Origin of the sequence: Streptomyces sp. NPDC006512 (assembly GCF_040611935.1) — a bacterium.
Lineage (GTDB): Bacteria > Actinomycetota > Actinomycetes > Streptomycetales > Streptomycetaceae > Streptomyces.
The window spans coordinates 17189-41760 of the sequence record NZ_JBEXPG010000077.1 but is presented as its reverse complement, the minus strand read 5'-3'; the positions used below and the strand labels follow the sequence as shown (position 1 = coordinate 41760).

General features: G+C 74.1%; 26 protein-coding genes and 2 pseudogenes. 7 read left to right on the top strand and 21 right to left on the bottom strand.

Translation table 11 applies throughout. The features are described 5' to 3' along the window. Window positions 1-425, bottom strand: a pseudogene (locus ABZZ17_RS35525) (hypothetical protein); the annotation flags it as partial. Here ABZZ17_RS35525 and ABZZ17_RS35520 point away from each other — a divergent pair. The 6 genes and pseudogenes from ABZZ17_RS35520 to ABZZ17_RS35495 form a co-directional block, all read left to right on the top strand. Beyond that, window positions 360-1469: pseudogene (locus ABZZ17_RS35520) on the top strand (ADP-ribosylglycohydrolase family protein); the annotation flags it as partial. The pseudogenes ABZZ17_RS35525 and ABZZ17_RS35520 sit on opposite strands and share 66 nt — an antisense overlap. A 7-nt stretch (window positions 1470-1476) precedes the next feature. Then, the gene (locus ABZZ17_RS35515) at window positions 1477-2631 is read left to right on the top strand and encodes an ADP-ribosylglycohydrolase family protein (protein ID WP_356882664.1); all 1155 of its coding nucleotides are present in this window, start codon (window positions 1477-1479) and stop codon (window positions 2629-2631) included. 95 nt (window positions 2632-2726) lie between these two features. Further along, window positions 2727-4241 carry an ADP-ribosylglycohydrolase family protein gene (locus ABZZ17_RS35510; RefSeq protein WP_356882671.1) on the top strand — a complete coding sequence of 505 codons (1515 nt, stop codon included), beginning with the start codon at window positions 2727-2729 and terminating at the stop codon, window positions 4239-4241. Further along, window positions 4238-5143: a ribokinase gene (gene rbsK, locus ABZZ17_RS35505; protein WP_356882662.1), complete on the top strand. Its 906-nt coding sequence runs from the start codon at window positions 4238-4240 to the stop codon at window positions 5141-5143. The genes ABZZ17_RS35510 and rbsK overlap by 4 nt, the downstream gene beginning before the upstream one ends. Beyond that, window positions 5143-6366, top strand: a complete 1224-nt coding sequence (locus tag ABZZ17_RS35500) for a CoA transferase (protein WP_356882660.1) — start codon at window positions 5143-5145, stop codon at window positions 6364-6366. Before rbsK ends, ABZZ17_RS35500 begins: the two co-directional genes overlap by 1 nt. Further along, window positions 6363-7172, top strand: coding sequence for a CoA ester lyase (locus ABZZ17_RS35495; protein WP_356882658.1), 810 nt, complete (start codon window positions 6363-6365; stop codon window positions 7170-7172). The genes ABZZ17_RS35500 and ABZZ17_RS35495 overlap by 4 nt, the downstream gene beginning before the upstream one ends. A gap of 87 nt (window positions 7173-7259) precedes the next feature. On the opposite strand, the gene lgt is transcribed toward ABZZ17_RS35495, so the two are convergent. The 11 genes from lgt to hisI form a co-directional block, all read right to left on the bottom strand. After that, window positions 7260-8354 carry a prolipoprotein diacylglyceryl transferase gene (lgt, locus tag ABZZ17_RS35490; protein WP_356882656.1) on the bottom strand — a complete coding sequence of 365 codons (1095 nt, stop codon included), beginning with the start codon at window positions 8352-8354 and terminating at the stop codon, window positions 7260-7262. Window positions 8355-8502: 148 nt separating this feature from the next. Then, window positions 8503-9432, bottom strand: coding sequence for a thioredoxin domain-containing protein (locus ABZZ17_RS35485; RefSeq protein ID WP_356882654.1), 930 nt, complete (start codon window positions 9430-9432; stop codon window positions 8503-8505). Window positions 9433-9527: 95 nt separating this feature from the next. Further along, complete coding sequence (trpA, locus tag ABZZ17_RS35480; RefSeq protein ID WP_356882652.1) at window positions 9528-10343, bottom strand: tryptophan synthase subunit alpha; 816 nt, start codon at window positions 10341-10343, stop codon at window positions 9528-9530. Continuing rightward, window positions 10340-11593: a tryptophan synthase subunit beta gene (trpB, locus tag ABZZ17_RS35475; RefSeq protein ID WP_356882650.1), complete on the bottom strand. Its 1254-nt coding sequence runs from the start codon at window positions 11591-11593 to the stop codon at window positions 10340-10342. Before trpB ends, trpA begins: the two co-directional genes overlap by 4 nt. 225 nt (window positions 11594-11818) lie before the next feature. After that, complete coding sequence (locus ABZZ17_RS35470; RefSeq protein WP_356882673.1) at window positions 11819-12016, bottom strand: tryptophan synthase subunit(beta); 198 nt, start codon at window positions 12014-12016, stop codon at window positions 11819-11821. A 7-nt stretch (window positions 12017-12023) separates the two neighbouring features. Then, a complete protein-coding gene (gene trpC / locus ABZZ17_RS35465) occupies window positions 12024-12833 on the bottom strand; it encodes an indole-3-glycerol phosphate synthase TrpC (RefSeq protein ID WP_266788879.1) in 810 nt (269 codons plus the stop codon). A 183-nt stretch (window positions 12834-13016) separates the two neighbouring features. Further along, entirely contained in the window at window positions 13017-13517 is a 501-nt protein-coding gene (locus ABZZ17_RS35460; protein WP_356882648.1) for a DUF2752 domain-containing protein, read from the bottom strand. A gap of 68 nt (window positions 13518-13585) precedes the next feature. Then, window positions 13586-13837 (bottom strand): HGxxPAAW family protein, encoded by a 252-nt coding sequence (locus tag ABZZ17_RS35455; RefSeq protein WP_356882646.1) that lies wholly within the window; start codon window positions 13835-13837, stop codon window positions 13586-13588. Between the two features lie 79 nt (window positions 13838-13916). Further along, on the bottom strand, window positions 13917-14555 hold the full coding sequence (locus ABZZ17_RS35450) for a TIGR02234 family membrane protein (RefSeq protein WP_356882644.1): 639 nt from the start codon (window positions 14553-14555) through the stop codon (window positions 13917-13919). A gap of 14 nt (window positions 14556-14569) precedes the next feature. Next, window positions 14570-16060, bottom strand: a complete 1491-nt coding sequence (locus ABZZ17_RS35445) for an anthranilate synthase component I (protein ID WP_356882642.1) — start codon at window positions 16058-16060, stop codon at window positions 14570-14572. Window positions 16061-16075: 15 nt separating this feature from the next. Then, window positions 16076-16441 (bottom strand): phosphoribosyl-AMP cyclohydrolase, encoded by a 366-nt coding sequence (gene hisI, locus ABZZ17_RS35440; protein WP_356882640.1) that lies wholly within the window; start codon window positions 16439-16441, stop codon window positions 16076-16078. A gap of 84 nt (window positions 16442-16525) precedes the next feature. Here hisI and ABZZ17_RS35435 point away from each other — a divergent pair, with 84 nt between their 5' ends. Further along, entirely contained in the window at window positions 16526-17158 is a 633-nt protein-coding gene (locus ABZZ17_RS35435; protein ID WP_356882638.1) for a TIGR03085 family metal-binding protein, read from the top strand. 255 nt (window positions 17159-17413) lie between these two features. Here ABZZ17_RS35435 and ABZZ17_RS35430 read toward each other — a convergent pair whose 3' ends face one another. The 9 genes from ABZZ17_RS35430 to hisD form a co-directional block, all read right to left on the bottom strand. Further along, entirely contained in the window at window positions 17414-18667 is a 1254-nt protein-coding gene (locus ABZZ17_RS35430) for an MFS transporter (protein ID WP_356882636.1), read from the bottom strand. 85 nt (window positions 18668-18752) lie between these two features. Next, a complete protein-coding gene (hisF, locus tag ABZZ17_RS35425; RefSeq protein ID WP_356882634.1) occupies window positions 18753-19508 on the bottom strand; it encodes an imidazole glycerol phosphate synthase subunit HisF in 756 nt (251 codons plus the stop codon). Next, window positions 19505-19924: a RidA family protein gene (locus ABZZ17_RS35420; protein WP_356882632.1), complete on the bottom strand. Its 420-nt coding sequence runs from the start codon at window positions 19922-19924 to the stop codon at window positions 19505-19507. The genes hisF and ABZZ17_RS35420 overlap by 4 nt, the downstream gene beginning before the upstream one ends. After that, window positions 19921-20652, bottom strand: coding sequence for a bifunctional 1-(5-phosphoribosyl)-5-((5-phosphoribosylamino)methylideneamino)imidazole-4-carboxamide isomerase/phosphoribosylanthranilate isomerase PriA (priA, locus tag ABZZ17_RS35415; protein ID WP_356882630.1), 732 nt, complete (start codon window positions 20650-20652; stop codon window positions 19921-19923). The genes ABZZ17_RS35420 and priA overlap by 4 nt, the downstream gene beginning before the upstream one ends. Continuing rightward, window positions 20652-21302: an imidazole glycerol phosphate synthase subunit HisH gene (gene hisH, locus ABZZ17_RS35410; protein WP_356882628.1), complete on the bottom strand. Its 651-nt coding sequence runs from the start codon at window positions 21300-21302 to the stop codon at window positions 20652-20654. The genes priA and hisH overlap by 1 nt, the downstream gene beginning before the upstream one ends. Next, window positions 21299-21466, bottom strand: a complete 168-nt coding sequence (locus ABZZ17_RS35405) for a hypothetical protein (protein ID WP_356882626.1) — start codon at window positions 21464-21466, stop codon at window positions 21299-21301. The genes hisH and ABZZ17_RS35405 overlap by 4 nt, the downstream gene beginning before the upstream one ends. Before the next feature lie 2 nt (window positions 21467-21468). Then, window positions 21469-22062, bottom strand: a complete 594-nt coding sequence (hisB, locus tag ABZZ17_RS35400) for an imidazoleglycerol-phosphate dehydratase HisB (RefSeq protein ID WP_356882624.1) — start codon at window positions 22060-22062, stop codon at window positions 21469-21471. Further along, the gene (locus ABZZ17_RS35395; protein WP_356882622.1) at window positions 22059-23192 is read right to left on the bottom strand and encodes a histidinol-phosphate transaminase; all 1134 of its coding nucleotides are present in this window, start codon (window positions 23190-23192) and stop codon (window positions 22059-22061) included. Before ABZZ17_RS35395 ends, hisB begins: the two co-directional genes overlap by 4 nt. Continuing rightward, window positions 23171-24502 carry a histidinol dehydrogenase gene (gene hisD / locus ABZZ17_RS35390; protein ID WP_356882620.1) on the bottom strand — a complete coding sequence of 444 codons (1332 nt, stop codon included), beginning with the start codon at window positions 24500-24502 and terminating at the stop codon, window positions 23171-23173. The genes ABZZ17_RS35395 and hisD overlap by 22 nt, the downstream gene beginning before the upstream one ends. Window positions 24503-24572 lie beyond the last annotated feature (70 nt).

The window sequence follows — 24572 nt, the reverse complement described above, 5'->3', positions numbered from 1 at the left end:
GCGGCCTTGTCGAACAGCCCGTTGACCTCGGGGTCGTTCAGCTCGGTGTAGTTGTTGTTGCCGTTCGGCAGGATGAACGAGCCGTCGACCAGCGGGCCCGCCCCGCCCCGGCCGGAGCCGCGCTCCTCACCTCCGACGCCGCCGGTACGGCCCCGCCCGGGGGCCGGGTCGCCGAACGCCTCCGCCCCGCCGCCGAGCCGCCCGCCCGGGAGGCCGGACCCGCCGGCGGAGGAACGCGTACGGCCGGGGTCCGGGTCGTCGGACGACCGGCCGCCGCCGATCCGCCCGACGCCGATCCGCCCGACGGGGACCCGCGCCCCGGGACCGCCGGACCCCGCACCCCGCCGGAGGCGCCCCGGCGGATCGAGGGGCTGCTCCTCGGGCTCGCCGCCGGCGACGCGGCCGGCTGGCCCGCCGCCCGGCACCGGGCCAGCCGGATGCCCGAGTGGACCCGCCGCCTCACCCGCGAGCTCGACACCTTCGCCGAGCACAACGCCACCACCACCCTCCCCGTCCCCATCGCCCTGAACCAGCCCCCCGAGCCGCTGCGCCTCGGCCCGTCCGACGACGCCGAATGGGCGGCCTTCGCCGCCGAGTCCGTGCTCACCGCCGCCGGGGTGCTGCTCAGCGACCTCTCCCGGTCCCGCCGCATGCGCGCCGCCATCGACCTGGCCTGGAACGCCCTGGCCTCCGAGGTCGCCGCGGCGGCGGAACGCGCGCCCGAGGTCGAGTCGGCCGTCCTGCCGCTGCGCGCCCGGATCTCCGTCCGCGCCGGCCTCGGCAACCTCGCCGCAGGACTGCGCCCGCCCGCCACCGGCCACGACAACCCGCACTACTTCGACGACGCCGCCTGCGTCCGCGCCTGCGTCCTCGCCGTCGTCCACCCCGGCGACCCCCGGGCCGCCGCCGACCTCGCCGAGTTCGACGCCCGCTACACCCAGGACGGCGACGGAGTCCACGGTGCCCGCGCCATGGCGGCCGCCCTCGCCACCGCGCTCGGCGGCGCGGACACGGACGCCGCCGTCGACGCCGCCCTGCACCAGCTCCCCGGGTCCACCGAGATCGGCCGCAACGCCCGGCACGCCGTCGCCCTCGCCCGCGCCGAACCGGACGGCGGCGCCTTCGCCCTCGTACCGCTGCTGGAACACCAGATCGTCGACCACGTCTACAGCTACGGCATCGCCGCCGCCGAGACCGTCCCCGTCGCCCTCGCCCTGGCCACCGCCGCCCGCGGCCGGGTCTCCGAGGCCGTACCCGCCGCCGCCTGCCTCTCCCGCGTCGCGGACTCCGCCCCCGCCCTCGCGGGCGCCCTCACCGGAGCCCTCGGAGGCGGGGACTCCCTCCCCCCGTCCTGGCGCGAGGCCTGCCGCGTCCTGTCCGGCTGCGCCCTGCCCCGGCTCGCCGGAACGGACCTCGTCGAACTCGCCGCGCTCCTCACCCGCACGGAACTCACCTCACCCAAGGGATGATTCGGACATGACCCACACCCCCCTCACGCTCGACGACCGGGTGGCCGGCTGCCTGGTCGGGGCCGCCGTGGGAGACGCGCTCGGCGGCCCCGTGGAGGGCTGGTCCCCGGAGCAGATCGCCGAACGGCACGGCGGCCGCGTGCACGGCATCGTCGGCCCCTGGTACGAGGACTGGCGCACCGCCCGGCCCATCGCGCCGTACCACAAGGGCGACGGACACGTCACGGACGACACCCTCATGACGCACGCGCTGGTACGGGTCTACGCGGCCGTGCGCGACCACCTCGACGCCTACGCGATCGCCGAGCACCTCGTCCCCGACCTCATGTCCACCCCCCGCTGGATCCCCGAACTCGAAGCCGAGGCCCTCCCCCTCCAGCGGGTCTTCCTCGCCGAGAAGTGGATCGTGACCCGGATCCACTACGCCCACGCCGACCCGCGCGAAGCCGGCACCGGCAACATCGTCAACTGCGGCGCCGCGATGTACACGGCGCCGGTCGGGCTGGTCAACGCGGGCAACCCGGCGGCCGCGTACGCGGAGGCACTGGACGTCACCGGCGCGCACCAGTCCTCGTACGGACGGGAGGCCGCGGGCGTCTTCGCGGCGGCCGTCGCGGCCGCCTGCACCCCGGGCGCGACGGCGGCCTCGGTCGTGGAGACGGCCCTGTCCCTGGCCAAGGACGGCACCCGGTCCGCGATCGCCGCCGTCTGCGAAGTCGCCTCGCGGCACCGGGACTTCGAGTCGTCCCTCGTCCCGCTGCGCGCGGCGGTGGCCCCGTACGACTCGGTCGGCCCGGACTACCGCAACCCCTCCCTCGGCGCCCGCCGCCCGTCCCGCCTGCACTCGATCGAGGAACTCCCGGTCGCCCTCGGCATGCTGCTGATCGGGAACGGCTCCTACGAGACCTCCGTGCTCGGCGCGGTCAACTACGGCCGGGACTGCGACTCGACCGCGACGATGGCCGGGGCGATCGCCGGCGCGCTGGGCGGGGAGGGCGCGGTGCCGGCCGGCTGGGCGAAGCAGGTCGCCGAGGCCAGCCGCCTGGACCTGCACGCCCCGGCCGCGGAACTGGCCACCGTGGCGCGGGAGGTGTTCGCGCGGGACCGTGACCGGCGCCGCGCCCACGAGAGCGCCTTCACGGCGATGGCGTCCCCCCGGTGACGGGATCCCCCGCCGGGGATCCGGCGCCGCCGGCCGGCACCCGGCCCGCCCCCGGTGCGCCGGCGGGTCCGCCGGACGGGCCGGCCCCCGCCCACCTGGTACGGCTCACCTGGGCCCAGCCGGAGGACCTCCTCGGGCACGAGCTCCGCCAGGCCGCGGAGGACGGCCGCGATCCCGGCCCCGTCCTGCGCGCCTGGCTCGCGGCGGGCGGCCGCCCGGCCCCCGCCCGCGCCGGGGCCTCCCCCGCCCCGGCCCCGCCGGAACTGCGCGCCCTCGCCGCCCGCCTCCTGACGGACCTCGACGCCCTCCCCCTCCCCGCCCCCCACGACGAACCCGACACCTGGCCCGCCATCCAAGCCACCTGGCCCCCGGCCACGTCCCCGGCCGCCACCCCGCCCGGACGCGCGGCCTTCCCCGGCGGCTCGCCCGCCGCCCACCGCCCCGCACCCGCCCCGGGCCCGGTCGGGGCGCCCCCACCACCCGGGCCCGCCGACACGAACCGCACGCCCGGCCCCGGGCCCGGGGCCGGCCCGGGCGGCCGCGGCGTGGAGGGCGGGCTGCGGCGCAGGCTGGAGGCGGCGTGGGTCGGCCGCGCCGTCGGCTGCGTGCTCGGGAAGCCCGTCGAGAAGCTGCCGCTCGACGGGATCCGGGCCCTGGCCCGTGCCACCGGCAACTGGCCGCTGGACGACTGGTTCACCGCCCGCGGCGTCCCGGCGGAGCTCCTCGCCGCCCACCCGTGGAACCGCCGCTCCGCCGCCACCTCCCTCGCCGAGAACATCGACGGCGCGCCCGAGGACGACGACCTCAACTACCCCCTGCTCGGCCTGCTGCTGCTCCAACGGCACGGCAAGGGCTTCACCACCGCCGACGTCGGCCGGCTCTGGCTCGACGAACTCCCGGCGGGCCGGACCTTCACCGCCGAGCGGATCGCCTACCGCAACCTCCTCCAGGGCCTCGAACCCCCGCTCACGGCCCGCCACCACAACCCGTTCCGCGAGTGGATCGGCGCCCTCATCCGTGCCGACGTCCACGGCTGGACCAACCCCGGCGACCCGGCCGCCGCCGCCGCGCAGGCCCACCGTGACGCCGTGCTCACCCACACCGCCAACGGTGTCTACGCCGCCCTGTTCGTGGCCGCCGCGATCGCCGAGGCCGCCGGCGGCCGGGCCGACGTCCACGGGGCGCTCCGGGCCGGGCTGGCCGTCGTACCGCCCCGCTCGCGGCTCGCCGCGGCCGTGCGCTTCGGGATCCGTACCGCCCGCGACGAGGCGGACTTCGACCGGGTCGTGGACCGGCTCCACACCTGTTACGGCCACTACCACTGGGTACACGCCCTGCCGAACACCGCGCTGCTCGCGGCCGCCCTCACCCACGCGGACGGCGACTTCACCCACTCCGTGTGCCGGGCGGTGTCCGGCGGCTGGGACACCGACTCCAACGGCGCCACAGCCGGTTCGATCGCCGGGATCCTGGCGGGGTCCCCCGACCGGATCCCGGACCGGTGGACCGCCCCGCTGAAGAACCGGCTCGCCACGACCGTCCCCGGCTTCGACGGCATCGGCTTCGACACCCTCGCCCACCTCACCGCCCAGGAGGCAGCCCGCTCATGACGGCCATCGCCGTGCTCGGCAGTACGAACATGGACCTCGTCGCCTACGTGCCCAAGGCCCCCCGCCTCGGGGAGACCGTGACCGGCCGCGAGTTCCGCACCGTCCCCGGCGGAAAGGGCGCCAACCAGGCGGTCGCCGCCGCCCTCCTCGGCGGGGAGGTGGTGATGATCGGCGCGGTCGGGGCCGACGCGTTCGGGGTGCGGCTGCGCGCCGCGCTCTCCGCCTCCGGCGTCGACACGACCGCCCTGCGCACCGTCGAGGGCGCCAGCGGCACCGCCCACATCACCGTCGACGACGAGGGCGCGAACAGCATCATCGTCATCCCGGCCGCCAACGCCCTCGTCACCGGCCTGGAGGCGGGCGACGAGGCGCGGATCGGTTCCGCCGACTCCCTGCTCCTCCAGCTCGAACTCCCGCTGGAGGCCGTGGCCGCGGGCGCCCGGGCCGCCCGCGCCCACGGGGTCCGTACGGTCCTCACCCCGGCCCCCGCCCGCCCGCTGCCCCGCGACCTGCTGGAACTGGTCGACGTCCTGGTGCCCAACGAGCACGAGGCCGCCACCCTCACCGGTTTCACCGATCCCCTCGGGGCCGCCGAGGCGCTGCTGCGCGAGGTGCCGGAGGTGGTGGTCACGCTGGGCGCGGCCGGGGCCCTGTACGCGGCCCGGGGGCGGGAGCCGCTGACGGTGGCCGCGCCCCGGGTGCGGGCCGTGGACACCACCGCCGCCGGGGACACGTTCGTCGGCGCGCTCGCGGTGGCCCTGGGCGAAGGCCGTCCGATGCCGGAGGCCCTCGCCTGGGCCGCGTGCGGCGCCGCGCTGTCCGTGCAGCGGCCCGGCGCCCAGGACTCGATGCCCTCCCGTGCCGACCTCGTGGCGTTCGCCGCCGGACAGGGCATCCGCTGATGACCGCCCCCCTCGCGGCCGCCCGGCCCGGCTCCGGTCCCGGTCCCCTCGCCGGGCTCCGCGTCCTCGACCTGGCCACCCTCTTCGCCGGGCCGCTGGCCGCCACCCTGCTCGGCGACTTCGGTGCCGAGGTGGTCAAGGTGGAGCACCCCGGCCGCCCCGACCCGTCCCGCGGCCACGGTCCCGCCAAGGACGGGATCGGCCTGTGGTGGAAGCTGCTGGGCCGGAACAAGCGGACGATGACCCTCGACCTGTCCACGTCCGGCGGCCGGGACACCCTGCTGCGGCTCGCCGCCACCGCCGACGTCGTCATCGAGAACTTCCGCCCCGGCACCCTGGAGAAGTGGGGGCTGGGCTGGCCGGAGCTGTCGGCCGCCAACCCGCGCCTGGTCCTGGCCCGTGTCACGGCCTTCGGCCAGCACGGCCCGTACGCCCACCGTCCCGGGTTCGGGACCCTGGCCGAGGCCATGAGCGGCTTCGCGGCGATCACCGGGGAGCCGGACGGCCCGCCGACGCTGCCGCCCTTCGGGCTCGCGGACTCCATCGCCGCGCTGACCACCGCGTACGCGGTGATGACGGCCCTCGCCGGCCGCGACCGCACCGGGCACGGGCAGGTCGTGGACCTGGCCATCATCGAGCCGATGCTGGCCGTCCTCGGCCCGCACCCGCTCTGGTACGACCAGCTCGGCTACGTCCAGCCGCGCACCGGCAACCGGTCCACGAACAACGCCCCCCGCAACACCTACCGCAGCGCGGACGGCCGCTGGCTGGCGGTGTCCGCGTCCGCCCAGTCGGTCGCCGAGCGCGTCGTACGGCTGGTCGGGCGGCCCGAGCTGGCCGGCGAGCCCTGGTTCGCGACCGGCTCCGGCCGCGCCGCGCACGCGGACGTACTGGACGACGCGGTCGGCGGCTGGATCGCCCGGCACAAGGCGGACGAGGCGGTCGCGGCCTTCGAGGACGCCGAAGCGGCCGTCGCCCGGGTCTACGACGTACGGGACGTCATGGACGATCCGCAGTTCGCGGCCCTCGACACGGTCACCGAGGTCGAGGATCCCGAACTCGGTCCGATCCGCATGCAGAACGTCCTCTTCCGGCTCTCCGGGACCCCCGGCGGGATCCGCTGGGCGGGCCGCCCGCACGGAGCGGACACCGACGAGGTCCTCACCGGACTCGGCCTGACCGGGGACGAGATCGCCGCACTGCGCACCGAGGGGGCACTGTGATCCTGACCTGGCTCTACGCACCGGGCGACCGCCCGGAGGTGGTCGCGAAGGCGCTGCGCTGCGGGGCCGACGCCGTCATCGTGGACCTGGAGGACTCGGTGTCGGTCTCCCGCAAGGAGTACGCGCGCGCCGCCACCGCCGAGCTGCTCACCGAGCGGCCGCCGGTGCCCGTCCACGTCCGCGTCAACGCGCTGGGCTCGCCCTGGGCGGGCGCCGACATGACGGCGCTGGCCCGGCTGCACGGGCTCGCCGGGCTGCGCCTGCCCAAGATCGACGCCCCGGAGCAGATCACCCGCGTCGCCGACCGCACGGGCGGGGTGGCCCTGTACGCGCTGCTGGAGTCGGCGCTGGGCGTGGAGAGGGCGTACGAGATCGCCCGCGCCCACCCGTCGCTGCACGGGCTGACCCTCGGTGAGGCGGACCTGCGGGCCGACCTGGGGGTGAGCGCGGAGGCGGGGCTGGACTGGCCACGGTCCCGGGTGGTGGTCGCCGCCCGCGCGGCCGGGCTCGCGCCGCCGGCCCAGTCGGTGTTCCCCGACATCCGGGACCTGGAGGCGCTGGCCGCGTCCTGCGTGCGCGGCCGGTCGCTGGGTTTCCTGGGCCGGGCGGCGATCCATCCGCGCCAGCTCCCGGTCATCGAGCGGTCCTACCTGCCGGGGCCCGAGGAGGTCACCGCCGCCGAGGAGATCGTGTCGGCGGCCCGGGCGATGCCGGGGGCGCTGGCGCTGCCCGACGGCCGGTTCGTGGACCCGGCGGTGGTGGCGGCGGCGCACCGGACGCTGACCCTGTCGCGGCGGTCCGGGTAGCCGGAAGGGGGCGCCGCGACCCGCGACGCCCCCTTCCGGAGGAAACCCCTGGCGAAATCCCCGGCGAAGACCCCCGGGGAATCCGGTTCAGCTCTTGCCCGCCCCCGCGGCCTCGTCCTCGCCGCCCTTGGCGAGGTCGGTCTTGGCGAGGTCGGTCTTGGCGAGGTCGGTCTTGGCGAGGTCGGTCTTGGCGAGGTCGGTCTTGACGCCGCCCGCGGGCTTCGGGGCCTCGGCACCCGGCGTGCCCGGCTTGGCGCCCGGCTTGGCGGGCTCGGCCGGCTTGCGCGGTGCGTCCTTGACGGCCTTGGCACCGGCCACGGCGGCCTTCGGCGCGTCCTTCCCGCCCTCGGCCGGGGTGTCGCCCGCGGCCACCTGGGGCTCCACGACCTCCTCGCGGCCGGGCCGCAGCCTCGCCGACAGGACGAAGTAGGTCACGGCCAGGACGAAGACCACGATCGCGGTCCACACGTTCAGGCGCAGGCCCAGGATGTGGTGGGCCTCGTCGACGCGCATGTACTCGATCCAGGCGCGGCCCGCGCAGTACGAGGCGACGTACAGGGCGAAGGCGCGCCCGTGGCCGAGCTTGAAGCGCCGGTCGGCCCAGATCACCAGAAGGGCGACGCCGACGCACCACAGCGACTCGTACAGGAAGGTCGGGTGGTAGGTTCCGGCCTCCCGGTTCGGGCCCTCGGTGATCTTCACCGCCCACGGCAGGTCGGTGGCCCGGCCGTACAGCTCCTGGTTGAACCAGTTGCCCCAGCGGCCGAAGGCCTGGGCCAGGGCGATGCCGGGGGCCAGGGCGTCGGCCCAGGCCGGCAGCGGGATGCCGCGCAGCCGGCAGCCGATCCAGGCACCGACCGCACCGAGCGCGATCGCGCCCCAGATGCCGAGGCCGCCCTCCCAGATCTTGAAGGCGTCGACCCAGTTGCGGCCGGCGCCGAAGTACAGCTGGTAGTCGGTGATCACGTGGTAGAGGCGACCGCCGACAAGGCCGAAGGGCACCGCCCACACGGCGATGTCCGCGACCGTGCCCGGCTTTCCGCCGCGCGCGATCCAGCGCTTGTTGCCGAGCCAGACGGCGACGAAGACGCCGATGATGATGCAGAACGCGTAGCCGCGGAGCGGGATCGGTCCGAGATGGATCACGCCGGTCGACGGACTGGGGATATAGGCAAGGGTCATGGCAGACCTGACGCTACCCTGCCGGGCGGTACCGACCGCAACCCGCCCGGCAAGCTGACATCAAAACCACACACGGCCCGCACCCGCTCCGGGCCGCCTTCCCTCCCGCGGTCACCCGCCGCGGCCCCTCTCCGCGGCCCGTCTCCGCTCAGTCCCGCGCGGTGCCCCCGTCCACCGCCTTCGCCCCGGTCGCGGGGGACGTCTTCCCGGAGCCCGACGGGGACGCGGAGGCCGAGGGGGAACCCTTGCCGGAGGTCTTCGGGGCCCCGGACGCGCCGCCGGGGGCCTTCGCCGCCGCCTCGACCTTCGCCCTGAGCTTCTGCGGGGTCAGCGGGTCGGCCTGGTCGGCGAAGATGTCCTTGCCGTCGAGCAGCACGGTGGGGGTGCCCCGGAAGTTCCCGGCCCGGAAGGCCTCCTGTGACTTCCCGACCCAGCTGTTGTGCGTGCCGTCCTCCACGCAGCTGCGGAAGGCGGGGGTGTCGAGCCCGTCGACCTTCCCGGCCAGCTCCAGCAGCTTGGCGTTCTTGCCGTAGGCGTCGTCGACCTCCTCGGGCTGGTTCGCGAAGAGGACGTCGTGGTACTCGGCGAACTTGCCGGCGTCCTGCGCGCAGGCCGCGGCGTTCGCGGCCTTCAGCGAACCGCTGCCGCCCATGTTTCCGTCGATGAGGGTGACGATGTGGTAGTCGGTCTTGAGGAGCCCCTTGGCTTCGAGCTCGTGGATGGTGTCCTTGTAGTTGGTCTCGAAGGACTTGCAGGCGGGGCAGCGGAAGTCCTCCCAGACGGTCAGCTGCGAGGGGGCCTCGCCCTTGCCCGTCTGGATGGCGAGCGCGTCCTTGCCGGTGGCCCCCGACGGCGCGACCACCGGGCCGGCCTTCGCGGACTTGTCGCCGGATCCGGCATTGGCGGCGATCAGGCCGACGACGGCCGCCAGGCCGAGTACGCCGACCACCGCCGCCGACACGACGAGGGTCCGCCGGCGCTTGTCCCGGGTCTTCTGCCGCTCGCGCTCCACTTGGAGTCGCTCCCGGGCCGATCGTTTCGTCGCATCGCGGTTCGCACCGTCGTTCTTCTCGCTCACGTTCGGCCAAACGAAGCGGGGAGGCACTCGCGTGCCTCCCCGCTCCCACTTCCACCCGATCGGGCTACAGAACCCCCGATGGGGCCCGCCCGGCGTCAGGACCTGCGTACGCCTTCCGCAAGTTCGCCCGCCAGGGCCCGCACGGCGGTCAGGCCGGACGGCAGGTCCGGGGCGTCCAGCAGCAGCTTCACGAAGGCCGAGCCGACGATGACCCCGTCGGCGAAGCCCGCGACCTGCTTGGCCTGTACGGCGTTCGAGACGCCCAGGCCGACGCAGACGGGGAGCTCGGTCGTGGCGCGGGTGCGGCGCACCAGCTCCTGGGCCTCGTTGCCGACCGACTCGCGGGTGCCGGTGACGCCCATGAGGGAGGCGGCGTAGACGAAGCCGGAACCGGCCGCGGTGATGGTGGCCAGCCGCGCGTCCTGGCTGCTGGGGGCCACGACGAAGACGGTCGCCAGACCGTGCTTCTGGGCGTGCTCGCGCCACAGCGCGGACTCCTGGACCGGCAGGTCGGGCAGGATGCAGCCCGCGCCGCCGGCCGCCGCGAGCTCGGCGGTGAACCGCTCGACGCCGTAGCGGTCGATGGGGTTCCAGTACGTCATGACCAGGATCGGGACCCCGGTCGCCTCGAAGGCCTCGCGGACGGTGCGCATGACGTCGGCGATCTTCACGCCGCCGCGCAGGGCGATGTCGTCGGCGGTCTGGATGATCGCGCCGTCCAGGACCGGGTCGCTGTGCGGCAGGCCGATCTCGACGACGTCGGCGCCGCCCTCGATGACGGCCTTGACGGCCTCGATGGCGCCGTCGACGGTCGGGAAGCCGGCCGGGAGGTAGGCGACGAGGGCCGCCCGGTCCTCGGACTTGGCCTTCGCGAGGGTGCTGCTCAGCAGTTCGATGTTGCCGTTGCTCACTTCGACTCCCCCTCGGTGCCTTCGCCGTCGTACAGCCCGAAGTAGCGGGCCGCCGTGTCCATGTCCTTGTCGCCGCGGCCGGACAGGTTGACCACGATCAGGCCGTCCTCGCCCAGCTCCTTGCCCAGGTCGAGGGCGCCGGCGAGGGCGTGCGCCGACTCGATGGCCGGGATGATGCCCTCGGTGCGGGAGAGCAGGCGTAGGGCCTGCATGGCGGCGTCGTCGGTGACGGCGCGGTACTCGCCGCGGCCGGTGTCCTTGAGGTAGGAGTGCTCGGGGCCGATGCCCGGGTAGTCCAGACCGGCGGAGATCGAGTAGGGCTCGGTGATCTGGCCCTCCTCGTCCTGGAGGACGTAGGAGCGGGAGCCGTGCAGGATGCCGGGCTCGCCCGCGGTCAGCGTGGCGGCGTGCTCGCCCGACTCCACGCCGTGTCCGGCGGGCTCGAAGCCGACCAGGCGGACGCCGGCGTCCGGGATGAAGGCGTGGAAGAGGCCGATGGCGTTGGAGCCGCCGCCGACGCAGGCCGCGACGGCGTCGGGGAGCCGGCCGGTGCGCTCCAGGATCTGGCGGCGGGCCTCGACGCCGATGACGCGGTGGAAGTCGCGGACCATCGCGGGGAAGGGGTGCGGGCCGGCGACGGTGCCGAAGAGGTAGTGGGTCTCGTCCACGTTGGCGACCCAGTCGCGGAACGCCTCGTTGATGGCGTCCTTGAGGGTCCGGGAGCCGGACTTCACGGCGATGACCTCGGCGCCGAGCATCCGCATGCGGGCCACGTTGAGGGCCTGGCGCTGGGTGTCGATCTCGCCCATGTAGATGGTGCAGTCGAGGCCGAAGAGGGCGCAGGCGGTGGCGGTGGCCACGCCGTGCTGGCCGGCTCCGGTCTCGGCGATGACGCGGGTCTTGCCCATGCGCTTGGTGAGCAGCGCCTGGCCCAGCACGTTGTTGATCTTGTGCGAGCCGGTGTGGTTCAGGTCCTCGCGCTTGAGGAAGATCCGCGCGCCGCCCGCGTGCCCGGCGAAGCGGGGCACCTCGGTGAGGGAGCTGGGCCGGCCCGTGTAGTTGACCATGAGCTCGTCGAGCTCGGCCGCGAAGGCCGGGTCGTTCTTGGCCTTCTCGTACTCGACGGCGACCTCGTCCACGGCGGCGACGAGGGCCTCCGGGATGAACTTGCCGCCGAAGTCGCCGAAGTAGCCCTCGGCGTTGGGGACGTGACCCTCGGGGTCCGGGATGAAGAACGAGCTGGTGGGCATGGCCACTACTCCTACGTGATGCGGAAGCGGTACCGACGGCTGGCTGGCGAGCACCGTATTGCGCCCCCGGTCCACGGCCCGTGCGCCCCGCCGGGGGCTCTGGGCGTACGGACGGGCCGGTCCGCGCCGGGAGCCTGGGGCTGCGGGCGAGGGACCGTACGCGGCCGCCGGCCGGTCACCCCTCGGGGGGTACCGGGCCGGGAACGGCCGTCGTCAGGGCGCGGTTCAGCCGCGCCATCGCATGCCGTTGACCTGACCGGGCTCGGAGCCGATCACGTAGCGCACCCGCCGGCCGTGCACGCGCCGGGCCGGGGCGCGGCAGCCGCGGGGGCGGCAGCCGCGCGCCAGGGGCGCGTGCGTCGTCGGCACACCGGCCGGGCCGTTGCCGGGCCGGGTGCGGACGCAGGAGCGGGGGGCGGCCACGGAGGGGTCAGCTCCGGCCGTGGCGCAGGGCGGGGTGGGCGCCGGCGGCGACGAGGTCGGCCACGGCCGCCTTCGGGTCGCGGCCGGTGACCAGGGATTCGCCGACGAGCACGGCGTCCGCACCCTCGTTGGCGTAGGCGATCAGGTCGTGCGGTCCGCGGATGCCGGACTCGGCGATCTTCACGATGTGGTCGGGGATCTCCGGGGCGACGCGCTCGAAGGTGGAGCGGTCGACCTTGAGGTCCTTCAGGTTGCGCGCGTTGACGCCGATGATCTTGGCGCCCGCGGCCACCGCGCGTTCGACCTCGTCCTCGTCGTGGACCTCGACGAGCGGGGTCAGGCCGATGGATTCGGCCCGCTCGATGAGGGAGACCAGGGCCTCCTGCTCCAGGGCCGCGACGATCAGCAGCGCGAGGTCGGCGCCGTAGGCGCGGGCCTCCCACAGCTGGTAGGCCGTGACGATGAAGTCCTTGCGCAGGATCGGGATGTCCACGCGGGCGCGGACGGCCTCCAGGTCGGCCAGCGAACCGCCGAAACGACGCTGCTCGGTGAGGACGGAGATGACCGCCGCACCGCCCGCCTCGTAGTCGGCGGCGAGCCCGGCCGGATCTGCGATCGCGGCCAGCGCGCCCTTGGACGGGCTGGACCGCTTGACCTCGCAGATCACCTTGACGCTGTCGCCACGCAGCGCGGCGACACCGTCCTTGGCCTGGGGCGCCTTGGCGGCACGCTCCTTGAGCTCGTCGAGGCTCACGCGGGCCTGCCGTTCGGCAAGGTCTTCGCGGACCCCTTCGATGATCTCGTCGAGCACACTCACGCGAGCGGCCCCCTTCCGGGTTGATGACGGTCGGCCGCCTTGCGGAACAGGTATCACTGCAAGGTCGACACTCAAATGGTATCCGCAGGTCGCCGCGGCCTCCGCACGGACTTCGACGTTTCCCATTGACTGGACAGTCGGAATATGGCCTTCCCCTAGGCCACGCCTAGGCCCCGCCCGGGTTCAGGGCGCCAGAGCGGAGCCGAACGGGAAATTCCGGACAACGGCGAAAGCCGTCGTCAGCGCGGCGACCGTCCACCAGGCGACCGGACCCAGCGCGAGCCGGGGCGCCGGCCGGCCCCGGAAGGCCCGGACGAGCCACAGGGCCGCGAAAGCGGCGAAGACGAGGTAGCCGGCCACCGCGAGGGCGTTCGCCCCGAGGGCGGTCACCAGGTCGCCGTGGGCGAAGGCGTGCGCACTGCGCAGGCCGCCACAGCCGGGACACAGGACACCGGTCAGGCGGAACAGCGGGCAGACCGGATAGTGCCCGGGCTCGTTGGGATCCACGGCGCCCACGTACGCGAAGGCGGCCGCGGCCCCGGCCACGGCGAGCACGGGCACGGCCAGCCGCCGGGCCCGGCAGGCCGGTACGGGCCCAGCCGGCGGCCGGGGCGCCGCGGGCACCGGGGGCGGCGGAGCGGAGGGGGTGCGAGGGGCGTCCACCCGCAGATTCTCTCCGCTCATGACAAAAGGCGCAGCCCGACGGGCCGCGCCTTCCGCATCTGCGGGCCCTGCCGGACCACGGTCCGCGCTCAGACCTTGGCGGGAACCCGGTTCGCGGCGATGACCTCGGCGAGGTCGCGGTGGGTGGCCTTCGGCGCGCCCATGCCCGCGGCCCGCATCGCGAGACCGACGACGCCGCCGAGCGCGACGACGACGAGGCCCGCCCAGAACCCGAGCGGGTTCGCCAGCACCATGAAGGCGCCGGAGACGCAGAAACCGATGAAGGCGATGATGACACCGGTCCAGGCGGCCGGGGTGTGTCCGTGGCTCGTGCCCGCCATGAGTTGCTCCTCGTTGCTCTGTCTCACGTGCTGTGCCGCACGCTCGCTGTCATTGTCCCGCACGGGACGAGGTGATCCTTCAGCGGGTCGGGTCCTCGCCGCGGTCCAGAGCCTTCCACAAGTCCTCCGGCCGGTCCGGGTCCACCACCGCCGGTTTGCGCGTGCGCGGGCTGCCGTCCCGCTCGTAGCGGCCCCCCATGGCGGGCCAGCTCCGGCCGAAGCGCAGCGCGAGCAGCCCCGCGAGGAGGATCAGCACCGCTCCGCCGGCCGTGATGTACGGCCACGCCGTATGGGTCACCTCCGCCACCCGCGCGGCCGTGTCCGCCGTCGCGGTGGCGGCCCGGTCGTCCAGCGTGCGGCGGTCGTCGGCGGCGGCCAGCGCGGACAGGGCGGCGCCGAGGCCGCTCAGCGCGAGCAGCCCGGACACCAGCAGCCGGCTCCGGCCGCGCACGGCGAACACCGCGACCAGGGCCGCGAGGCCGACGATGGCCAGCGCCGCCGGCAGGCCGGTCACGGCCCGGCCGTCCGCGCTCAGCGGGAGCAGGCCACCGCCGACGGCGGCACTGCCCCGCGCCCAGACGCGGCCGGAGGCGAGCAGGACGACGGTGGCACCGAGCGCGCCGAGCAGCAGGGCGACAGCCACACTGCGGCGGCCTGCGGAGCTCTCGGGGGCCTCGGCTTCGTTCCGGGGGTGGGGTACGGCACTCACATACCCCACTATCCCCTACGGCCTCAGGCCCGGTGGAGGCGGTTCGCCGCTCCCACCGCGCGGAGCACGGCCGCCGCCTTGTTGCGGCACTCGTTGTCCTCCAGCTCGGGCACCGAATCCGCGACGACACCCGCGCCGGCCTGCACGTACGCCGTCCCGTCGCGCAGCAGCGCGGTACGGATGGCGATAGCCGTGTCGGAGTCCCCGGCGAAGTCCAGGTAGCCGACGCAGCCGCCGTACAGGCCGCGGCGGGAGGGCTCCAGCTCCTCGATGATCTGCATCGCGCGCGGCTTGGGCGCGCCCGAGAGGGTGCCGGCCGGGAAGCAGGCGGTGAGCACGTCGAAGGCCGTCCGGCCCTCGGCGACCCGCCCGGTGACCGTGGACACGATGTGCATGACGTGCGAGTACCGCTCGATGCTCATGAAGTCGACGACCTCGACGGAGCCCGGCTCGCAGACCCGGCCCAGGTCGTTGCGCCCCAGGTCGACGAGCATCAGGTGCTCGGCGCGCTCCTTGGGGTCGGCCAGCAGCTCCTCGGCGAGGTCGTTGTCCTCCTGCGGGGTCGCGCCGCGGTGGCGGGTGCCGGCGATCGGGTGGACCATCGCCCGCCCGTCCTCGACCTTGACCAGCGCCTCGGGGCTGGAGCCGACCACGTCGAAGCCGTTCTCGAAGCGGAAGAGGTACATGTACGGCGACGGGTTCGTGGCCCGCAGCACCCGGTACACGTCCAGCGCGGACGCCTCGCAGGGGGTCTCGAACCGCTGCGAGGGCACCACCTGGAAGGCCTCGCCGGCCCGGATCCGCTCCTTGACGTCCTCGACGGCCGCCTGGTACTGCTCGCCGCCCCACAGGGCGGAGAACTCGGGCAGCTCGGAGGCCGGCAGTGGGGTCGGGACGTACGGGGCGGGCCGCGCGAGGTCCGCCTCCATGGCGTCGAGGCGGGCCACGGCGTCCGCGTACGCCTCGTCCACGCCCGTGTCCAGGTCGTTGTGGTTGATCGCGTTGGCGATCAGCTGGACCGTCCCGTCCCAGTGGTCCAGGACCGCCAGGTCGGAGGTCAGCAGCATGGTGAGCTCGGGCAGCTCCAGGTCGTCGCGGGTGTGCTCCCCGATGCGCTCCAGGCGGCGCACGATGTCGTAGCCGAGGTAGCCGACCATCCCTCCCGTGAAGGGGGGCGTGCCGCCCGCGAGGTCGCGGGGGGTGTGCAGGGCCTCGACGGTGGCGCGCAGCGCGTCGAGGGGGTCGCCGTCCGTGGGGACGCCGACGGGCGGGGTGCCGATCCAGTGCGCCTGCCCGTCCCGGACGGTCAGGGTGGAGTCGCTGCGCACGCCGATGAAGGAGTACCGGGACCAGGAGCGGCCGTTCTCGGCGGACTCCAGCAGGAACGTCCCGGGGCGCTCCCCGGCCAGCTTGCGGTAGAGCCCCACCGGGGTGTCCCCGTCGGCGAGCAGCTTGCGGCTGACGGGGATGACGCGGCGGTCCACCGCGAGTTTGCGGAACGTCTCGAGATCCATGGCGTGGGAACCTACCTATTCGGCGTCGGCGAGCAGGACATCGGCGTCGAAGCACGTGCGGGCGCCGGTGTGGCAGGCGGCCCCTACCTGGTCGACCTTGACGAGCACGGTGTCCGCGTCGCAGTCCAGGGCGACGGACTTCACGTGCTGGAAGTGGCCGGAAGTATCCCCCTTGACCCAGTACTCGCCGCGGCTGCGGGACCAGTAGGTGCAGCGGCCCGTGGTCAGGGTGCGGTGCAGGGCCTCGTCGTCCATCCAGCCGAGCATGAGCACCTCACCGGTGTCGTACTGCTGGGCGATGGCCGGTACCAGGCCGTCCGCGGAGCGCTTGAGGCGCGCGGCGATGGCGGGGTCGAGGGAGGACGTACTCATGTGGGACATTGTGCCGGGTCACCGGGGCCGGGATGGATCACTGTCCACGTGATGGGCGGGCGGGGGGCTGCTTCCGGCCGTAGGCTTGCCGCCATGTCTACCCATGCGAAGCGTGAACGACTGCTGCTGGCCGACCTGTTGGAAGCGGCGGGCCCGGAGGCGCCGACGCTGTGCGAGGGCTGGCGGGCGCGGGAACTGGCCGCGCACGTGGTGGTGCGGGAGCGGCGGCCGGACGCGGCGGGGGGTCTGCTGCTGAACGTGCTCAAGGCGCGGCTGGACAAGGCCATGGAGGAGTACACCGCCAAGCCGTACGAGGAGCTGCTTCAGCTGATCCGGACCGGGCCGCCGAAGATGTCGCTGTACGCGCTGAAGCAGATCGACGAGGCGGCGAACGCGGTGGAGTTCTACGTCCACGCCGAGGACGTGCGGCGGGCCCAGCCGGACTGGTCGCCGCGGGAGCTGGACCCGGTGTTCTCGGACGTCCTGTGGTCCCGCCTGGACCGGCTGGCCCGCCTCACGGGGCGCCGCTCGCCGGTGGGCCTCGTCCTGCGGCGGCCGAACGGCCAGACCACGGTCGCCCACAAGGGCACCCCGGTGGTGACGGTCACCGGGGAACCGGGGGAGCTGACGCTGTTCTGCTTCGGCCGCCAGGCCGCTGCCGCGGTGGAACTGGACGGCCCGAAGGAAGCGGTGGCGACCCTGACGACTACCCGCCTGGGCCTCTGACCTGGCCGGTCGGAGGTCACGACCCCGGGCCGCGGGCTGCGGGTGGGGTCGGGGCCGGGGCCGGGGTGGGGTGTCGTCCGGGACGGGCATGATTTATGGCGCCTGGTCCGGGCCCCCTTTGCCGGTCGGCACAGGGCGCCAACAAATCACGTTTTAGTCCCGGACGACACCCCACCCCGGCCCCGGCCCCTACCGCTCGCCCCCGGACAAGTCCAGCCGCACCGGGCATGGTGGGCAGAGGGGCCGGGGGGCGGGTCAGGTGAGGGAGAGTTCGGCGCGGCGGACCGCTGGGGCGGAGGTGCCGATGGCCGCGCCGGCCATGCTCAGCGCGCCGCCGGCGAGGAACACCGGGGTGATCCCCCACAGGTCGGCCGCGACCCCGAAGACGGGGTACGCCAGCGGCGCCAGCCCCACGGCGGTGAAGGCCATGACCGAGCTGACCCGGCCCAGGTAGGAGGGGTCGGTCGCGGTCTGGATCAGGGCCACCGCCAGCCCCCCGCAGATCCCGCACACCAGCCCCGTGACCAGCGCGAGCGCCACCGCCGAGGCGAGGGTCGGGGCCAGTGCCAGGGCCCCGATCCCGGCCGAGCCGACGATCAGGGTGGCGTTCTGCCAGGCCCCCGCGTGCGGGAAGCGCGGTACCAGGGTGAGGAGCAGCGCACTGGCGGCCGCCCCCGCCCCGAGCGCGCCGACGATCCAGCCGACCCCGCCGGGCCCCCAGCCGCGTTCCCCGGCGAGCAGGATCAGCCCGAGGGTGAGCGGCGCCGAGGTGCCGAGGTGGCTCAGCGCGCCGGAGAGCACGAGGGGCCCGATCAGCCCGTGGCGGCGTATGTAGGCGAGCCCCGAGCGCAGCTGCCGCCAGGGGCTCTCCCCGGGCCCGGAACCCGGACCGGAGCCGGAGCCGGATCCCGGGTCGGCGGTCGGCGCCGGCAGTGGGGAGATCCGTACCGTGAGGAGGAGCAGCAGCGACAGCCCGAACAGGCCCGCCGCCACCCCGAACGCCGCCCCCGGACCGCCCAGCCCCATGGCGAGTCCCGCGGCCGGCGGCCCGGCGGTGTGCCCGACGCGCTCGGCGAGGCTGCGCAGCCCCTGGACGCGTACGAGCTGGCCGGGCGCGGCGATCCGCGGCGGCAGGGCCCCGACGGCCGGCAGGAACAGGGCGTCGACGAGCCCGAACACGAGGGCCACCAGGACCAGCACCCACAGGCCCGGGGAGGTGAGGCCGACGGCCGCCGCGAGGGCCAGGACCACCGCGCACCGCACGGCGTCGGAGGAGAGGACCACCAGGCGGGGTCCGAAGCGGTCGGCGACCACGCCGCCGCCCAGCATCAGCAGGGCCCGGGGCACGGCTCCGGCGGCCATGACCAGGCCGACCTCTCCGGGGCCGGCGGTCTGCGCGGCGGCCCACCCGAGGGCGAGGAAGTAGATGCCGTCCCCGATGAGGGAGGCGGCGTACGCCCCGAGCCACCGCAGGACGTTCCCGTCACGCAACACGGCTGCCGCGCCCACCGCACCCCCCTCGACTGGTCTGGACCAGACTAGGCGGGGCGGGCGGGACGCGGCAGGTGATTTACGGCGCGCGGGCCGGGCGGGGTCAGCGGACGGGGTGTCCGGCCTCGCGCAGCGCCGACTTGACCTCGGAGATCCGCAGGTCGCCGAAGTGGAACACCGAGGCGGCGAGCACCGCGTCGGCCCCGGCCCCGATGGCCGGCGGGAAGTGCGCGAGGGTGCCCGCGCCGCCGGAGGCGATCACGGGGACGCTGACGTGCTTGCGGACGGCGGCGATCATCTCGGTGTCGTAGCCGTCCTTGGTGCCGTCGGCGTCCATCGAGTTGAGGAGGATCTCCCCGGCGCCGAGTTCGGCGGCGCGGTGGGCCCATTCGACGGCGTCGATGCCGGTGCCCCGGCGGCCGCCGTGGGTGGTGACCTCGAAGGAGCCGGTGGCGGTGCGGCGGGCGTCGACGGACAGGACGAGCACCTGGCGGCCGAAGCGCTCGGCGATCTCCTGGATGAGCTCGGGGCGGGCGATGGCGGCGGTGTTGACGCCGACCTTGTCCGCTCCGGCGCGCAGCAGCTTGTCGACGTCGTCGGCGGTGCGGACGCCGCCGCCCACCGTCAGCGGGATGAATACCTGTTCGGCGGTGCGGCGCACCACGTCGTAGGTGGTCTCGCGGTTGCCGGAGGAGGCGGTGATGTCGAGGAAGGTCAGCTCGTCGGCGCCTTCGGCGTCGTAGAGCTTGGCCATCTCGACGGGGTCGCCGGCGTCGCGCAGGTTCTGGAAGTTGACGCCCTTGACGACGCGGCCGTTGTCCACGTCGAGGCAGGGGATCACGCGTACGGCGAGGCTCATGCGGTCCCTCCCGCGGGGGTGCCGGGCGCCCTGTACGCCTCCACCTCCACCTCGACGACCATCGACGGGTCGACGAAGCCGGACACGATGAGCATCGTCGCGGCCGGGCGGACCGCGTCGAAGAGCTCCTTGTGGGCGCGGCCCACCTCCTCGACGTCGCGCGCGTGCGTCAGGTACATGCGGGTGCGGACGACGTCCTCGGGGCCGAGGCCGGCCTGGGCGAGCGCCTTGAAGGCGACGCCGAACGCGGCGACGCTCTGGTCGTACGGGCCGCCCGCATCGGCGGCGGTGCAGCCGGAGACGAGGACGAGCCCGTTGGGGAGCTGCACCGCGCGGGAGTACGCGATGACGTCCTCGTAGGCGCCGCCGGAGGAGATGCGCCGTACGGCGGCCGAGGAGTCGGGGGAGCTGCTCATGCGGAGACCACCTTCAGGGCTTCTTCCAGGGTGAAGGCCTTGGCGTACAGGGCCTTGCCGACGATCGCGCCCTCGACGCCGAGCGGCACGAGCTCGGACAGCGCGCGCAGGTCGTCCAGGGAGGAGATGCCGCCGGAGGCCACGACGGGCCGGTCGGTGGCGGCGCAGACGTTCTTCAGCAGCTCCAGGTTGGGGCCGGTGAGGGTGCCGTCCTTGCCGATGTCGGTGACGACGTAGCGGGCGCAGCCTTCGGAGTCCAGGCGGGCGAGGGTCTCGTAGAGGTCGCCGCCCTCGCTGGTCCAGCCGCGGCCCTTGAGGGTGGTGCCGCGGACGTCGAGGCCGACGGCGATGCGGTCGCCGTGCTCGGCGATGGCCCTGGCGGCCCACTCGGGGGTCTCCAGGGCGGCGGTGCCGAGGTTGACGCGGGTGCAGCCGGTGGCGAGGGCCGCGGCGAGCGAGGCGTCGTCGCGGATGCCGCCGGACAGCTCGACCTTGATGTCCATGGCGCCGGTGATCTCGGCGACCAGGGCGCGGTTGTCACCGGTGCCGAAGGCGGCGTCCAGGTCGACGAGGTGGAGCCACTCGGCGCCGGCGCGCTGCCAGGCGAGGGCCGCCTCCAGCGGGGACCCGTAGGAGGTCTCGCTGCCGGAGACGCCGTGCACGAGGCGTACGGCCTGGCCGTCGCGGACGTCGACCGCGGGGAGGAGTTCGAGGAGGGGTGCGGTCATCACAGGGTCTCGATCCAGTTGGTGAGGAGCTGGGCACCGGTGTCGCCGGACTTCTCGGGGTGGAACTGGGTGGCCCACAGTGCCCCGTTCTCCACGGCCGCGACGAAGGGCTCGCCGTGGGTGGCCCAGGTGACCTTGGGGGCGCGGATGGCCGGGTTGGTGACTTCCAGGCTCCAGTCGTGCGCCGCGTAGGAGTGCACGAAGTAGAAGCGGGCGTCGGCGTCGAGGCCGGCGAAGGCCTGGCTGTCCGCCGGGGCCCGGACGGTGTTCCAGCCCATGTGCGGGACGACGGGGGCCTTGAGCGGGCCGACCGTGCCGGGCCACTCGTCGAGTCCCTCGGTCTCCACGCCGTGCTCGATGCCGCGTTCGAAGAGGATCTGCATGCCGACGCAGATGCCCATGACGGGCCGGCCGCCGGAGAGCCGGCGGCCGATGATCCAGTCGCCGCGGACGTCCTTGAGGCCCTGCATGCAGGCGGAGAAGGCGCCGACGCCGGGGACGAGGAGGCCGTCGGCGTCCATGGCCTTGTCGTAGTCGCGGGTGATCTCCACGTCCGCGCCGACGCGCGCGAGGGCGCGCTCGGCGGAGCGGACGTTGCCGAAGCCGTAGTCGAAGACGACGACCTTCTTGGTGGGACGGGTAGCGCTCATTCCCAGATTCCTCGGATCCGCAGGACTCCGGCGACGAGGCACATCACGGAGCCGATGGCGAGCAGGACGACGACCGACAGGGGCATCTTCTGCTTCTGGAAGGAGTAGACGCCGCCGGCCAGGAAGAGGCCGACGACGATCAGGATGGTGTTGAGGCCGTTCACGGCTAGAGGGCGCCCTTCGTGGAGGGCAGGATCCCGGCGGCGCGGGGGTCGAACTCGGCGGCGTAGCGCAGGGCCCGGGCGAGGGCCTTGAACTGGCACTCCACGATGTGGTGGGCGTTGCGGCCGTACGGGACGTGGATGTGCAGGGCGATCTGGGCCTGCGCGACGAAGGACTCGAAGATGTGCCGGGTCATCGTCGTGTCGTACGAGCCGATCATCGGCGCCATGTTCTCGGGCTCGGTGTGCACGAGGTACGGGCGGCCGGACAGGTCGACGGTCACCTGGGCGAGGGACTCGTCCAGGGGGACGGTGCAGTTGCCGAAGCGGTAGATGCCCACCTTGTCGCCGAGGGCCTGCTTGAAGGCGGCGCCGAGCGCGAGGGCGGTGTCCTCGATGGTGTGGTGGGTGTCGATGTGCAGGTCGCCGTCGGTCTTGACCGTGAGGTCGAAGAGGCCGTGGCGGCCGAGCTGGTCGAGCATGTGGTCGTAGAAGCCCACGCCGGTCGACACGTCGACCTTGCCCGTGCCGTCGAGGTTTATCTCGACGAGGACCGAGGTCTCCTTCGTGGTGCGTTCGACCCGTCCGATGCGGCTCATGCCTGCTGCTCCTTCTTCAGTGCGCGAACCGCTTCCAGGAACGCGTCGTTCTCGGCCGGGGTGCCGGCGGTGACCCGCAGCCAGCCCGGTACGCCGTTGTCCCGGACCAGGACGCCCCGGTCGAGGATCTTCTGCCAGGCGGTGTGGGAGTCGTCGAACCTGCCGAACTGGATGAAGTTCGCGTCGGACTCGGTGACCTCGAAGCCGATGGCCCGCAGTTCGGTGACGAGGCGGTCCCGTTCGGCCTTGAGCTGCTCGACGTAGCCGAGCAGGGTGTCGGTGTGTTCCAGGGCGGCCAGCGCGGTCGCCTGGGTGACGGCCGACAGGTGGTACGGCAGGCGCACCAGCTGGACGGCGTCGACGACGGCGGGGTGCGCGGCCAGGTAGCCCAGGCGCAGGCCCGCGGCGCCGAAGGCCTTGGACATGGTCCGGGAGACCACCAGGTTCGGGCGGCCCTCGATGAGGGGCAGCAGCGAGTCCCGGTGGCTGAACTCCACGTAGGCCTCGTCGACGACGACGAGGGAGGGCTTGGCGGCCTGGGCGGCCTCGTACAGCGCGAGGACCGTCTCCGCCCCGACCGCGGTGCCCGTGGGGTTGTTGGGCGAGGTGATGAAGACGACGTCGGGGGCGTGTTCGGCGATCGCCCGCTCAGCCGCTTCGAGGTCGATCGTGAAGTCCTCGCGGCGCGGGCCGGAGATCCAGCCGGTGCCGGTGCCGCGGGCGATCAGGGCGTGCATCGAGTACGAGGGCTCGAAGCCGATCGCGGTGCGGCCGGGCCCGCCGAAGGTCTGGAGCAGCTGCTGGAGGACCTCGTTGGAGCCGTTGGCGGCCCAGACGTTCTCCCGCGCCACCGGGTGCTTGCCGGTACGGGTGAGGTAGGCGGCCAGCTCGGTGCGCAGCTCGACGGCGTCCCGGTCCGGGTAGCGGTTGAGGGTGCGGGCGGCGTCGGCGACGCGTTCGGCGATCCGTGCGACGAGTTCCTCGGGGAGCTCGTACGGGTTCTCGTTGGTGTTCAGCTGGACGGGCACGTCGAGCTGGGGGGCGCCGTACGGGGTCTTGCCGCGGAGCTCGTCCCGGATGGGGAGGTCGTCGATCCCGATGTCCGCGGTCACTGCTGGGGGACCTTCCATCCGAAGCGCGCCTTCAGGGCGGCGCCGTGCGCGGGCAGGTCCTCGGCCTCGGCCAGCGTCACCACGTGGTGGGTGACCTCGGCGAGGGCGTCGCGCGTGTAGTCGACGATGTGGATGCCGCGCAGGAAGGACTGCACGGACAGGCCGGAGGAGTGGCAGGCGCAGCCGCCGGTGGGCAGCACGTGGTTGGAGCCGGCGCAGTAGTCGCCGAGGGAGACCGGGGCCCACGGGCCGACGAAGATCGCGCCGGCGTTGCGCACGCGGGCGGCCCAGGCGGCGGCGTCTGCGGCCTGGATCTCCAGGTGCTCGGCGCCGTACGCGTCGACGACCTTGAGGCCGTCCTCCAGGCTGTCGACGAGGACGATCGCGGACTGCTTGCCCGCGAGGGCGGGCTTGATCCGGTCCTCGACGTGCTTGGTGGCCGCGACCTGGGGTTCCAGCTCCTTCTCGACGGCGTCCGCGAGCTCCGCGGAGTCCGTGACGAGGACGGCGGCGGCCAGCGGGTCGTGTTCGGCCTGGCTGATCAGGTCGGCGGCGACGTGGACCGGGTCGGCCGTGGAGTCCGCGAGGACCGCGATCTCGGTGGGGCCGGCCTCGGTGTCGATGCCGATCCTGCCGGTGAAGTAGCGCTTGGCGGCGGCGACCCAGATGTTGCCGGGGCCGGTCACCATGTTCGCCGGCGGGCAGCCGTCCGGTCCGGTGGTTCCGTACGCGAACATCGCGACGGCCTGGGCGCCGCCGACCGCGTACACCTCGTCCACGCCGAGCAGCGCGCACGCCGCCAGGATGGTGGGGTGCGGCAGGCCGCCGAACTCCTTCTGCGGCGGGGAGGCCAGCGCGATCGACTCGACGCCCGCCTCCTGGGCCGGGACGACGTTCATGACGACCGACGACGGGTACACGGAGCGGCCGCCCGGGGCGTACAGGCCCACGCGCTCGACCGGAACCCACTTCTCGGTCACCGTGCCGCCGGGGACCACCTGGGTGGTGTGCTCGGTGCGGCGCTGGTTGCGGTGCACGATCCGGGCGCGCCGGATCGACTCCTCCAGGGCGGCGCGGACGGCCGGATCCAGCTGCTCCAGGGCGGCCTTGACGGCCTCCGCGGGCACCCGGACCTGCGCGAGCTCGACCCCGTCGAACTTCTGCGCGTACTCGATCAACGCCGCCGTGCCACGATGATGGACGTCCTCGCAGATGGGCCGCACCTTCTCCAGGGCAGCTTCTACGTCGAACTCGGCACGGGGCAGCAGATCGCGCAGGGCGCCGCCCTCGGGGAGGGCGTCACCGCGCAGGTCGATACGAGAGATCACGTCCCAATTCTCTCAGACCGTCTCCCGCGACCGTTCGCCCGTATCACTGGCTGATACACACCCCGGATGT

Bases quoted from the DNA above. Each gene is read 5' to 3' on its own strand.
- ABZZ17_RS35515 (WP_356882664.1), top strand. From the start codon at position 1,477: ATGACCCACACCCCCCTCACGCTCGACGACCGGGTGGCCGGCTGCCTG.
- rbsK (WP_356882662.1), top strand. From the start codon at position 4,238: ATGACGGCCATCGCCGTGCTCGGCAGTACGAACATGGACCTCGTCGCC.
- ABZZ17_RS35500 (WP_356882660.1), top strand. From the start codon at position 5,143: ATGACCGCCCCCCTCGCGGCCGCCCGGCCCGGCTCCGGTCCCGGTCCC.
- lgt (WP_356882656.1), bottom strand. From the start codon at position 8,354: ATGACCCTTGCCTATATCCCCAGTCCGTCGACCGGCGTGATCCATCTC.
- trpB (WP_356882650.1), bottom strand. From the start codon at position 11,593: ATGCCCACCAGCTCGTTCTTCATCCCGGACCCCGAGGGTCACGTCCCC.
- ABZZ17_RS35460 (WP_356882648.1), bottom strand. From the start codon at position 13,517: ATGAGCGGAGAGAATCTGCGGGTGGACGCCCCTCGCACCCCCTCCGCT.
- ABZZ17_RS35455 (WP_356882646.1), bottom strand. From the start codon at position 13,837: ATGGCGGGCACGAGCCACGGACACACCCCGGCCGCCTGGACCGGTGTC.
- ABZZ17_RS35445 (WP_356882642.1), bottom strand. From the start codon at position 16,060: ATGGATCTCGAGACGTTCCGCAAACTCGCGGTGGACCGCCGCGTCATC.
- hisI (WP_356882640.1), bottom strand. From the start codon at position 16,441: ATGTCCCACATGAGTACGTCCTCCCTCGACCCCGCCATCGCCGCGCGC.
- ABZZ17_RS35435 (WP_356882638.1), top strand. From the start codon at position 16,526: ATGTCTACCCATGCGAAGCGTGAACGACTGCTGCTGGCCGACCTGTTG.
- hisF (WP_356882634.1), bottom strand. From the start codon at position 19,508: ATGAGCCTCGCCGTACGCGTGATCCCCTGCCTCGACGTGGACAACGGC.
- ABZZ17_RS35420 (WP_356882632.1), bottom strand. From the start codon at position 19,924: ATGAGCAGCTCCCCCGACTCCTCGGCCGCCGTACGGCGCATCTCCTCC.
- priA (WP_356882630.1), bottom strand. From the start codon at position 20,652: ATGACCGCACCCCTCCTCGAACTCCTCCCCGCGGTCGACGTCCGCGAC.
- hisH (WP_356882628.1), bottom strand. From the start codon at position 21,302: ATGAGCGCTACCCGTCCCACCAAGAAGGTCGTCGTCTTCGACTACGGC.
- hisB (WP_356882624.1), bottom strand. From the start codon at position 22,062: ATGAGCCGCATCGGACGGGTCGAACGCACCACGAAGGAGACCTCGGTC.
- ABZZ17_RS35395 (WP_356882622.1), bottom strand. From the start codon at position 23,192: ATGGAAGGTCCCCCAGCAGTGACCGCGGACATCGGGATCGACGACCTC.